The sequence below is a fragment of the Pseudomonas sp. A39 genome, from assembly GCF_058145955.1.
Map to the genome: position 1 here is coordinate 73072 of NZ_JBYVMD010000013.1, position 11108 is coordinate 84179.

Sequence of the window (11108 nt, forward strand, 5' to 3'; positions counted from 1 at the left end):
AGGGACGGCCATGAACACATCAAAGTTATTGGTAGAGCGTATTGGCCTATTTCCTTCTTCGGGAAATATTCATGTTGAAGTGAATAACTCGACCCGCGTCGTCGAGCGCATGCAGGTGTTGTATGCCGATAACTCCCTGGACAGCGATGAGTCCGGCTCTGGGCTGTCGATGGTGTTTGCCGATTGGCGTTTCAAGTTGCAGGTCAGTGATGCGGCGTCGGTGTGCCTGTGCGTGGAAAGTCGTGGCGACAGCCAGTTCATGCAGGTCAAGACCGCCGAATTGCTGGCGAATATCTCCGGCACTGAGGAGCGGCCATGAGCCTATTGGACGATGTGATACGCAGCTACGCGCTGAGAAAGCTCACGGGGATGTTTGAAGGTTTCGCCGAGCCGGCGGTGGGCACGCAGTACCGGCGCAATACCCTGGCGATCGGCCGTTGGCTGGAACAGCTGCAGGGCAGCTCGCCGCAGCAGATCACCCATACGCTGTTCAAGCAGATGATCGAGGCGCGGCGTCGCGGTGATGTGCAGCGCTTCAACGCGCAGACGGTGTTGCTGGAACTGATGGTGGAAAGCAACCGGGCGCTGGACCTGGTGACTTACTCGGCCCTGCTGTGCGCCGCTTCCAGTCGCCAGGAAGGCTCTTGATGGGCGCGTTCGGCACCTGAGAGGGTGATTGCCACGCGGTTGAGCAGCAACTCGGCGTTGTACTTGGGCGCCATGGCGCACACCAGCAAGGCTGCCAGGCCAGCACCGATGTAGGCCGGGGAAACCTTGACGTCAACGGGCTCGATTCGCCACAGAAACGCCATGGCCGCCACAGCCCCCAGCGTGGCACCGGCCAATGCTTCGTTCAGCGGATGGATGTAAGGCGCAACACAATAGGCACTGAACCAGGCACTGGCCATTAACCCCACCCCCGCCGCCAGCCAGCGTAATCGCGGATTGAACTGGCGCGCAATCAGACTCGCTGCCACGGTGATCATCAGGGTCGTGTTCATGGCATGCCCACTTAATACGGCAATGTCCAAAGGCTCAAACGACAAACCCCAGCCTTTGAATAACAACTTACTGAACGCGACAATCGAATAACTAACGCCGACGGTGATGACCCAGGCGCGAAGTGCCCATGGGTTCGAATACCTCAGCCACACCGCAAGGATGATGGCGGCCGGAATCATGACGGTAATGCCGCCATAGTGTGCAAGTTCTGCGCGCATCATTCCCCAACCATCAACGTGCCCCTTTCGGCGCCCATCAGACCTGAGCATCGGGGAAATTACAACGTTATCTACGGTCAGGATGGTGCTGAAAGCCCGGCGAGGCTTCAGGCTAAAATGCATTTTCCTGATACAGCTACAGGTTAATACTATTTTTTTTAATAATTAGGTTAGAACCAAACGGCATTTTACAGGCGCCGTCCCTGCCCCTACTTTGGACACGAATATCCGACCCCCTGCCCGGTGGAGGTGCCCATCCCGCAAGAGACCACGCCCCAGATAAGGACAGACCATGAGCATTGAATTCATCGGTTACATCGGCGGCCATCACGCTTCCGAAATCCATCCACGCAGCGGCCCTACCCTGCAACCCGACTACGTTGAGACCGTGGCCCGCGCCCACGAAGACGCAGGTTTCGACCGTGCCCTGGTGGCCTTCCATTCCAACAGCCCGGACAGCACGCTGATCGCCTCCCACGCCGCCAGCGTGACCAAGAAGCTGCAATTCCTGATCGCCCACCGCCCGGGTTTCACCCAGCCCACCCTGGCCGCACGCCAGTTCACCACACTCGACGTGTTCAACGGCGGGCGCACCGCCGTGCACATCATCACCGGTGGCGACGACCGCGAACTGCGTGCGGACGGCAGCCATATCGGCAAGGACGAACGCTACGCGCGCACCGACGAATACCTCAGCGTGGTGCGCCAGGAATGGACCAGCGAACAGCCTTTTGATTTTGACGGCACCTACTACCAGGTCGAAGGAGCGCACTCCACCGTTAAATCGCCGCAGCAACCGCACATCCCGTTGTATTTCGGCGGTGCCTCCAAGGCCGCGATCGAAGTGGCGGGCAAGCATGCCGACGTCTACGCGCTGTGGGGCGAAACCTACGAGCAAGTGCGTGAAATCGTGACCCAGGTACGCGCCGAAGCCGCCAAGCATGGGCGCACGATTCGCTTCAGTTTGTCGTTGCGACCGATCCTCGCCGAGACCGAAGCGTTGGCCTGGGCGCGCGCCGACAGCATCCTGCAGCAGGCCACGGCGCTGGCCGAGAAGAATGGTTTTGTACGACGCGAACCGCCGAACGAAGGCTCGCGTCGGTTGCTCGCGGCAGCGGCGCAGGGCTCGCGGCTGGATAAGCGCCTGTGGACCGGGATTGCCGGGTTGCTCGGCGCACAGGGCAACTCCACCTCGTTGGTGGGCACCGCCGAGCAAGTCGCGGAAGCGCTGGTGGATTACTACGACCTGGGGATTACCACATTCCTGATTCGTGGGTTTGATCCGCTCAATGATGCAATCGATTACGGCAAGCGCTTGATCCCCCTCACCCGCCAACTCATCGCAGAACGCGAGCAGGCCAAGCAGGTAGCCTGAAAACAACACAAAACCCAAGGTGGAAGGGGCTTGCCCAAATGCCAGCCAGTTAAGGGCAAACACTGTACCTGTGGCGAGGGAGCTTGCTCCCGTTGGACTGCGCAGCAGTCCCAGCCTTTTTAAACAAAGTGCTGGGTCCGCTTCGCGGCCCAACGGGAGCAAGCTCCCTCGCCACAGGTTATTTTTTACACTTTCTACGTCTTAACTGACTGGCATTACTCAATAGAGTGGCTTTTTTTGGGTTTGTGAAAAAGACGCTTAGGCTTCTTTTGTCGTTTCTGCGTGATTCTCAATGGGGCCTAGTGATGGTCATCACCAGAGCCGGTTCAAGCGCTATGGCGCGGTGTGCGTCAACATTCTGTGTGGCGAACATCAAGAGATGTCCGGGGCGTTCGCGAACCGTGCGCTGACGATGGATGAGCGCGTTGCCGTGACGCAGTGGACGACGCTGGAGAGCGGCGCGCCGGTGATGATCGACGCGCTGGTCAATGTCGACTGCCGTATTACGCAGGTCCACGAAGTCGGATCCCACGCTTATCACCGCTTGGGCGAGGCATCCAAAGCCTGCTGAGCCGCTTTGGCCCATGTCGATATCAGGCGCTTGTGTGCCGCTATGAGGCTATTTTCGCGGCGGGATTGCCGCGTACTGTGACCCGTCATTAAAAAAAGATGATCACCTGACCCTTCAGTCAGTGCGTCCTGGCGTCGATCACAGAGAATAAAAACAACGATGAATAGCCTGAGTTCCAAGGATTCAAACGGCCAGCTAGCGCAGGGCTTCAAGCCGCGTCATGTCACCATGCTCTCCATCGCAGGCATTATCGGTGCGGGATTGTTTGTCGGCTCCGGGCATGCCATTGCGGCGGCGGGGCCGGCCGTGATGCTGGCGTATCTGTTTTCCGGACTGTTGGTGGTGCTGGTCATGCGTATGTTGGGGGAGATGGCGGTGGCCAACCCGGACACCGGCTCTTTCTCAACCTACGCCGACCAAGCCATCGGGCGCTGGGCCGGGTTTACGATCGGCTGGCTGTACTGGTGGTTCTGGGTGCTGGTGATTCCCATCGAAGCGCTGGCCGCCGGGCATATCCTGAACCAGTGGTTCCCGCAGATCGACGCTTGGCTGTTTGCCTTGTTGTCGATCTTTTTGTTGGTGGTCACCAATTTGTTCAGCGTCTCCAAGTACGGCGAATTCGAGTTCTGGTTTGCCATGGCCAAGGTGGTGGCGATCATTGGTTTCATCGGCCTGGGGGGCGCGGTATTGATGGGCTGGATCCCGGAGCGCGAGGCCAGCGGCTTGAGTCGACTGATGGAAGAGCACGGCGGGTTCGCACCGAATGGCTTGTCTGCGGTGGTCGGGGCATTCATTACCATCATGTTCAGCTTTATCGGCACGGAAGCCGTCACCATTGCGGCCGCAGAGTCCAATAACCCGGCGCAGAATATCGCCCGGGCTACGCGTTCGGTGATGTGGCGCATCGGGGTGTTTTACGTGCTGTCGATCTTTGTGGTTATTTCCGTTGTGCCTTGGAATGACCCGCTGTTGGCGTCGGTCGGTTCTTATCAGCGCGCACTGGAGTTGATGAACATTCCCCATGCCAAGCTACTGGTGGACGTGGTGGTGCTGATCGCCGTCGCCAGTTGCATGAACTCGTCCATCTACATTGCTTCGCGCATGTTGTACTCCCTGGGCAAGCGGGGGGATGCGCCCACGCTGATGAAAAAGACATCGGCAGCGAGCGTGCCGAGGGCCGCAGTCATCGCCAGTACGGTATTGGGGGCTGGCGTGACCTTGCTCAGTTACTTCATGCCCGCGGGGCTGTTCCAGTTTCTACTGGCCAGCTCGGGTGCCATCGCCTTGCTGGTGTACTTGGTGATCGCGGTTTCACAACTGCGCATGCGCAAGGTCCTGCAACGCCGCAACGTCACGCTGACGTTCAAAATGTGGCTGTTTCCCTGGTTGACCTGGTTGGTCATCGCCTTCATTTGCACCGCATTGGCGGTGATGCTGTTGACGCCTGAGCATCGCTTTGAGGTGTCTTCGACCATCGGGTTGGCCTTGTTGATTTCCCTGGTCGGCGTCATCACGGCGCGGCACCCCGACAGCGCGCAGAAGCCGATGCCCGTCGCTTCGCGCCCATGAACCCCCGGCCTGTTACCCGTCTGGTTTTCTTGCTGCTGGACCAGTTCACCCTGATCTCCTTGGCGTCTGCGGTCGAGCCGCTACGCATGGCCAACCAGCTGTCGGGTCAGGAGCTTTATCGTTGGCACACCGCAAGTGTCGACGGTAATCCCGTATGGGCCAGCGATGGCATGCCCATCACACCTGACTGTTCGGCAGGCACTGCGCCGGCTGCCGATATCGTGTTGGTGTGCGGCGGTACGAGCATTCAGAACACGGTGACCGGCGAGCTCGTGAAGTGGCTGCGCACCCAGGCGCGTTATTCGAAGCGCCTGGGCGGTATTTGTACCGGCAGTTGGGTGTTGGCTCGCGCGGGGTTGCTCGACGGATTTGAATGCAGTGTGCATTGGGAATGGTTGGCGGCCATGCAGGAAGCCTTCCCACGGGTGACCCTCAGTGCCAGCGTGTTCACCCTCGACAGGGATCGCCTCACCAGCTCGGGGGGCACCGCGCCGATGGATATGATGCTGCATCTGATTGGTCATGATCATGGTCACGAGCTGTCGGCGGCGATTTCGGACATGTTTGTGTACGAGCGCATGCGCAATGAGCAAGACCACCAGCGCGTGCCGCTCAAGCATATGCTGGGCACCCAGCAACCGAAGTTGCAGGAAGTCGTCACGCTGATGGAGGCCAACCTGGAAGAGCCGATCAACCTGGATCAACTGGCGGAGTATGTGGCCTTGTCGCGCCGACAGCTTGAGCGAATGTTTCAGAAGTATCTGCACTGTTCGCCCTCGCGGTACTACCTTCGGTTGCGGCTGATTCGCGCGCGCCAGTTGCTCAAGCAAACTCCCATCTCGATCGTGGAGCTGGCCTTGCTCTGTGGGTTTGTGTCCACGCCGCACTTCTCCAAATGCTATCGGGAATACTTTGGCGTGCCGCCCAGTGATGAGCGCCTGGTGACGTCCAGTGAGCGAGCCAGCGTGCTGAAACCGATCCTTCAGGTGGTGCCGGTGTCCATGCCGATGAACACTTTGGAGCAGGCACGGGGGGAGTTGACGTTTGCCAGCGTTAAAAACCTGAAATCGTAGGCTCAGGTGAGGACACTCGTTTGAGTGGCCTTGCTAACCCCGAGGGCTATTTTTTCGCCCAAAGAAACCTCTTCTTTGGCTTTCACCGCGCCCCCCCACCCAAGTGTCGTCGTCGGTGTTACCTTGTGGGACGCTCAGTGGGCCGAAGTCCGCCATGGCCGCGCGCGAATAGGGCACTTTGATACTATGCTCATGCCATTGCAGGCATTATCGCAGTGGCTTTCGTCGGCACTGCTGTGATCTGGCCGTGCTGCGACCTATTCTGCCTCATCAGTTTCGCCCGCGATGTTCGCATTGGTTTGAGCGTCGATGGCGTGCAAACCCAGGAGCAACCAGAGAGGCAAGCGCCTTCCCGACTATGAGCGACTGCTCCAACCAGACCAAGCAGTCGATCCAGGCTGTCGCCAGGTGCTGGTGGATTACTTTTTGGTAAATCCCATGCACGATGGAGAACAGCATGAACGCTAAATCAATCCACAGAATCTTATGGCGCTTCGCCGGCTGCGTGACCGGGCTGGTGATGGTGGTTGCCAACCCAGCCCACGCCGCCGGCGATTCAACCGCAAGTCATAGCATTGCCTTCAGCAACTCCTATGCGGGCAGCGATTTTCGCAAGGTGATGGTGCGCAACTGGCAGGAGATTGCGCTCCAAGCGCAAAAGGATGGCGTGATCCGAGAGGCCCCGGTGGTCAGCGCCAATAACTCGGCGTCGGAACAAGCAGCCCAGATCCAGGACATGATCGTCGAGGGCGTCAACGCGATTGTCATCCTGGCCGCGTCCGACACAGCCCTCAACGGAGTGATCCGCGATGCCTGCAATGCCGGCATCGTGGTGGTCGTCATGGCCAGCCTGGTCACCGAACCTTGCGTCTATACCGTGGACTACAACTGGTCGGCCATGGGCCGCGTGGAAATGGACTATATCGCCGAGCGCCTCAAGGGCAGCGGAACGCTGTTAGAGATCCGCGGTATTGCCGGCGACGCCACCGATAAGAATATCAGCGACGGCATTCGCAAGGCCGCCAGCGATTACCCTGGCCTGAAGTTCGCCAAGACCGTGTACGGGAACTGGACGGCGTCCGTCGCACGCAAGGAGGTGGCGCTGGCGCTGGCGTCGCTGCCCCGCATTGATGCCGTCGCTACTCAAGGGGGCGACGGTTATGGCGCCGCCATGGCGTTCAAGGCGGCGGGACGCCCGTTGCCGATCATTGTGATGGGGAACCGTCAGGACGAACTCGCCCTGTGGCAACAGGAACGCGATGCCAACGGCTACGAGACCGTCTCGGTCTCCGCCTCCCCGAGCGTCTCCCAAGTGGGTTTCTGGGTGGCCCAGCAGATTCTGGCGGGCAAGCAGGTACCGAAGTTCGTCGAGGTACCGCTGGTGCGCATCGATGCGAAAGACCTGGACGCCTGGCTCGCCACTATGCCCGTGGGTGGCGCTGCCAATCCGCTCTACAGCCAGGCGTCCGTTGTGGGGATGATCGACGCGGCCAACAACAATACGGTGGCGCCCGCGCCTTTGCCAGAGGTGATGAAGCCGTAGCGGCGGGCGGGGATGCGAGGTGCCATGTTGACATTCAAACCCTTTAGGGACAGGCCCATTGCCGTCAAAATTGGCCTGGCGGTCGCAGCACTGGTGTTCCTGATGCTGGCGGTATCGCTGGTGAACCTCTACGGCCTGCGAGGCATGGTACGTGCAGTGGATTCTGCCAGCCATTCTGCGGAAATCCTGGCGTCGGTCAACGCGGCTACTGGTCGAGTGGAAAATTTTATCGCCACCCGCGACCAGGAAAGCCTGATCCAGGCCGAAGGCATGGTGGCCACGGCTATCGTCGGCCTCACTGCCATTCCGGTGGCAGAGGCGCAATCGCTCAAGGGCAGTCTGCAGAGGCTTGCCGCGGCGATCGCTACCTTGCGGGCGGCGACCCTGACCATGGATGGCGAAACGGAGAACATGACCGCCCACTACGGCCGGATGCGAGAGGCGACGATCCTTGTCGAACAGGGCATCGCCGACGGGCTGAAGGAAATTGTTTCGCGTGCCGCCGACCATCAGGTGCGGGTAAGCAACATCGAAAGCGCCCATCGCATCCTGGATATCCTGCGCAACAGCGAACGGATCATCACCGCCAATCTGGCCAAGATGCTGGTGACCGGTGATCGTGCGGCCGGCATCGCGGCGCGGGACACCTGCGCGGCACTGCCGCCCGTGGTCGAGCAATTGCGCGAGGTGATGGCGGCGCCGCAGGAGGTTGAGGCCCTGGATCAGTTGGCGACGGCGGTCGCTGCTGCCTGCCTGGCGGTCGAGCACCTTGGCGAGGCGCCCAAGCTCCGGGGTGGCGAGGCGTTGCAGCATCTCGCCGTCCTTGGGGATGTGGCCGAGCGCCTTGAAGCGATGTTGGGTGAACTGGACGAGCACGTTTCCCATGACGCCAACGACATTCAGGCCGCCACGGGTTTGCTGCAAAATGCAGCCGCGCTGTCCAAGCGTTTCGCCGAGCGTGTTGCCACCCTGGAGGCGCAGACCTTGTCGTTTCGCTTGTCACCGTCGCCCGAGGTCGCCAGCGCGGTCGGCGCCATCCTGGACGAACTCTCCCGTCTCTCGCGCGTTCTCCCCTCGTCCGTAGGGTTGCAAACCAAGGCTACGGCCCTGACGGTCTACGATCAGATCGCCGGTTACCGGGCGGCATTCGCCAGGTTTAATCAGGCGAGCAACTCCTTGAGCGGCGCGCGCGACCAGGTTCGCAATGAGGCACGGAGCGCCGGCCTGTTGGTTGCGCGCTTCGCGGGTGAAGCGCGCTCCGAGGCCTTGGTTCACAATGATCGCGGAATGCTTGCGACGGTGGTCGCGGGTACCGTTGCCATCCTGCTCGCAAGCGCCATCGCCTGGAGCACGTCGCGGTTTGTCGCGCAGCCCATCGTGGCGTTGGCCTCGGCCATGCGCCGGCTTGCGGCCGGCGACCTGAACGCCGCGATTGCCAACGCTGGACGCGGCGACGAGATAGGGATCATGACCCGCGCCGTACGGGTGTTCCAGGAGAATGCCCTGCGCATTCGGGTACTGGAGGCCGAGGCTGAAGCCGAACGACAGCAAGTCCAGGCCTCTTTGGAAAGAATGGTCGCCGAACGCACCGACACGCTGCACCAACAGACCGAGGTGCTGGAGGCGCAGGCCGTCGAGCTGATTCAAGCGCGCAACCAGGCCGAGACGGCTAACCAGGCAAAGAGCGATTTTGTGGCCACGGTCAGCCACGAACTGCGCACCCCCCTGACCCTCATTCTCGCCCCCCTGGAGCAGCTCTCGGCGGCGACCCTCCCGCCGGCGGACTGGCGTGTGCAAATCGACCGCGCCCAACGCAACGCGCTGCGCTTGATGAACCGGGTGAACGACATCCTCGATTTCTCCAAGGCCGAAGCGGGCAAGTTTGAGTTGTGTCCGGCGCCCATTGACCTGAACAAAATGGTGGGTGTGCTGGCGGAAGATGCCGCCATGGTGGCCGAGGGCAAAGGCTGCACCTTGACCTGCAGCATCGATCCCGCCCTCGGTACGGTGTTCCTGGACCCCCGACACTTCGAGAAGATTCTCCTCAACCTGGTAAGCAATGCCATCAAGTTCACGCCCGCTGGCGGCACCGTGCACCTGGCCGTCACTGCGCTTGATGGCGATCGATTTGAACTCGCGGTGCAAGACTCGGGCATTGGCATTGCGCCAGACAAACTGCCGCTGCTGTTCCAGCGTTTTTCCCAGATCGACAATTCCGCCACGCGCCACTACAGCGGCACGGGCATCGGTCTTGCCCTGGTCAAGTATCTGGTCGAACTGATGGGGGGCGAAGTCGGCGTCAACAGTGAGCCCGGACAAGGCTCGTGCTTCTTCGTTCGACTTCCGCTGGGGGATGAGCAAGACACCTTGCCGACCGAAGCCAGCGATATGCACGAGCGATCACTGGCGAGCACAACGAGCACCACCGAGCAGCGCCACCTGCGTTTCGACCACGGTCGCCAAAGCAGCGGCAACGACCGCGTTTCGATGCAAGGCGCAGACGACGAGCAGCACTTGGAACACGCCTCGCAGTCCAGGGTGCTCGTGGTCGACGACAGCCCGGAAATGCTGAGCTACCTCAGCGAGCTTTTGCACGACGATTACATCGTCGCCACCGCAGCTGATGGCGAGCAGGCCTGGGCACTCCTGCAGCGTCGGCCCATCGATGTCGTCCTTTCGGATGTAATGATGCCGGAGCTCGACGGCTTTGGCCTGACAGCCAGAATCAAAGCCAGCGCTGGCTTCGCCCATTTACCCGTGATCTTGTTAACCGCCCGCGGCGGCAGCGAGGCCTGCGTCTCCGGGCTGGAGAGTGGCGCCGACGACTATATCGCCAAACCGTTCTCGCCGCTGGAGCTCAAGGCGCGTGTACGTGCGGCGCTACGCATGAGCCAAGTGCAAACCGAACTGCAGGCAAAATCCCGTCAGGCGGGCATGGCCGAAATTGCCACGACGGTGCTGCACAACGTCGGCAACGTCCTCAACAGCGTGAACGTATCGGCGGAACTGGTCAGCAGCCAGATGCGCACCTCCAAAGCCCAAGGGCTGGGCAAGGTGGCTCAGATGATGAACGAACATGTCGATGACCTGAGCGATTTTCTCTCCAGCGATCCCAAAGGAAAGATGCTGCCCGGCTACCTGCTCAAGCTGGCGGAAGTGGTGACGGCGGAGCAACAGGGCATCATCGAAGAACTCGAGCAACTCACCAAGGGCATTGACCACATCAAAGCCATTGTCGCTGCCCAGCAGTCCTATGCCGTTGCCGTCAGTGTCGTCGAAACCGTCTCGGTGCCAGCGTTAATCGAGGATGCCTTGCGCCTGAGCGCTGGATCACTGGCGCGCCAGGAGGTGGCGGTGGTCAAGGAGATTGCCGACTTGCCCCTGCTGTCTCTGGACCGGCACCGGGTGCTGCTGATTCTGGTGAACCTGATCGGCAACGCCAGGCAGGCGATGGACGGCGTGGTCGATCGCAACCCGTGCATCACCCTCGATGCGTCCCTCGTTGACGGGTCAGTGTTGCGAATGTCGGTGGCCGACAACGGCAACGGGATTGCGCCTGAGCACCTGGCGCGTATCTTTTCGCATGGCTTCACTACGCGCAAAGACGGTCACGGTTTTGGCCTGCACAGCTGCGCGCTCGCCGCGCAGGAAATGGGTGGCCGCTTGACCATGCACAGCGACGGGGCTGGACAGGGCGCAACTTTCACCCTCGATATCCCGCTTGATACGCCGCAGAACACGCCTTTGCTGATGTGAA

8 protein-coding genes and 3 pseudogenes are annotated in these 11108 nt (G+C 60.7%); 10 read left to right on the forward strand and 1 reads right to left on the reverse strand.

The features are described 5' to 3' along the window. The first annotated feature begins 10 nt into the window (after positions 1-10). Positions 11-319, forward strand: coding sequence for a phosphomannomutase (locus AC3ZU9_RS12915; RefSeq protein ID WP_224265927.1), 309 nt, complete (start codon positions 11-13; stop codon positions 317-319). Beyond that, entirely contained in the window at positions 316-648 is a 333-nt protein-coding gene (locus AC3ZU9_RS12920; protein ID WP_012724826.1) for a hypothetical protein, read from the forward strand. The genes AC3ZU9_RS12915 and AC3ZU9_RS12920 overlap by 4 nt, the downstream gene beginning before the upstream one ends. Here AC3ZU9_RS12920 and AC3ZU9_RS12925 read toward each other — a convergent pair. Further along, a complete protein-coding gene (locus tag AC3ZU9_RS12925; RefSeq protein WP_490090817.1) occupies positions 600-1220 on the reverse strand; it encodes a hypothetical protein in 621 nt (206 codons plus the stop codon). The two genes, AC3ZU9_RS12920 and AC3ZU9_RS12925, sit on opposite strands and share 49 nt — an antisense overlap. Before the next feature lie 292 nt (positions 1221-1512). Here AC3ZU9_RS12925 and AC3ZU9_RS12930 point away from each other — a divergent pair, with 292 nt between their 5' ends. From AC3ZU9_RS12930 to AC3ZU9_RS12965, 8 genes and pseudogenes are all read left to right on the forward strand, one after another. After that, the gene (locus AC3ZU9_RS12930; protein WP_012724828.1) at positions 1513-2595 is read left to right on the forward strand and encodes an LLM class flavin-dependent oxidoreductase; all 1083 of its coding nucleotides are present in this window, start codon (positions 1513-1515) and stop codon (positions 2593-2595) included. Positions 2596-2887: 292 nt separating this feature from the next. After that, on the forward strand, positions 2888-3166 hold the full coding sequence (locus AC3ZU9_RS12935) for a flavin reductase family protein (protein WP_122810581.1): 279 nt from the start codon (positions 2888-2890) through the stop codon (positions 3164-3166). A gap of 159 nt (positions 3167-3325) precedes the next feature. Then, a complete protein-coding gene (gene gabP / locus AC3ZU9_RS12940) occupies positions 3326-4735 on the forward strand; it encodes a GABA permease (protein ID WP_093545189.1) in 1410 nt (469 codons plus the stop codon). Further along, the gene (gbdR, locus tag AC3ZU9_RS12945; protein ID WP_490090818.1) at positions 4732-5808 is read left to right on the forward strand and encodes a choline metabolism transcriptional regulator GbdR; all 1077 of its coding nucleotides are present in this window, start codon (positions 4732-4734) and stop codon (positions 5806-5808) included. The genes gabP and gbdR overlap by 4 nt, the downstream gene beginning before the upstream one ends. 457 nt (positions 5809-6265) lie before the next feature. Beyond that, the gene (locus AC3ZU9_RS12950; protein WP_490090819.1) at positions 6266-7351 is read left to right on the forward strand and encodes an ABC transporter substrate-binding protein; all 1086 of its coding nucleotides are present in this window, start codon (positions 6266-6268) and stop codon (positions 7349-7351) included. A 1287-nt stretch (positions 7352-8638) separates the two neighbouring features. Next, positions 8639-9688 (forward strand): annotated as a pseudogene (locus AC3ZU9_RS12955) (sensor histidine kinase); the annotation flags it as partial. Between the two features lie 213 nt (positions 9689-9901). Beyond that, a pseudogene (locus AC3ZU9_RS12960) lies at positions 9902-10237 on the forward strand (response regulator transcription factor); the annotation flags it as partial. Positions 10238-10756: 519 nt separating this feature from the next. After that, a pseudogene (locus AC3ZU9_RS12965) lies at positions 10757-11107 on the forward strand (ATP-binding protein); the annotation flags it as partial. Position 11108: the final 1 nt, after the last annotated feature.

What these genes read in the sequence shown, in the direction of transcription:
- AC3ZU9_RS12915 (WP_224265927.1), top strand. Translation starts at nt 11, where the DNA reads ATGAACACATCAAAGTTATTGGTAGAGCGTATTGGCCTATTTCCTTCT.
- AC3ZU9_RS12920 (WP_012724826.1), top strand. Translation starts at nt 316, where the DNA reads ATGAGCCTATTGGACGATGTGATACGCAGCTACGCGCTGAGAAAGCTC.
- AC3ZU9_RS12925 (WP_490090817.1), bottom strand. Translation starts at nt 1,220, where the DNA reads ATGCGCGCAGAACTTGCACACTATGGCGGCATTACCGTCATGATTCCG.
- AC3ZU9_RS12930 (WP_012724828.1), top strand. Translation starts at nt 1,513, where the DNA reads ATGAGCATTGAATTCATCGGTTACATCGGCGGCCATCACGCTTCCGAA.
- AC3ZU9_RS12935 (WP_122810581.1), top strand. Translation starts at nt 2,888, where the DNA reads ATGGGGCCTAGTGATGGTCATCACCAGAGCCGGTTCAAGCGCTATGGC.
- gabP (WP_093545189.1), top strand. Translation starts at nt 3,326, where the DNA reads ATGAATAGCCTGAGTTCCAAGGATTCAAACGGCCAGCTAGCGCAGGGC.
- gbdR (WP_490090818.1), top strand. Translation starts at nt 4,732, where the DNA reads ATGAACCCCCGGCCTGTTACCCGTCTGGTTTTCTTGCTGCTGGACCAG.
- AC3ZU9_RS12950 (WP_490090819.1), top strand. Translation starts at nt 6,266, where the DNA reads ATGAACGCTAAATCAATCCACAGAATCTTATGGCGCTTCGCCGGCTGC.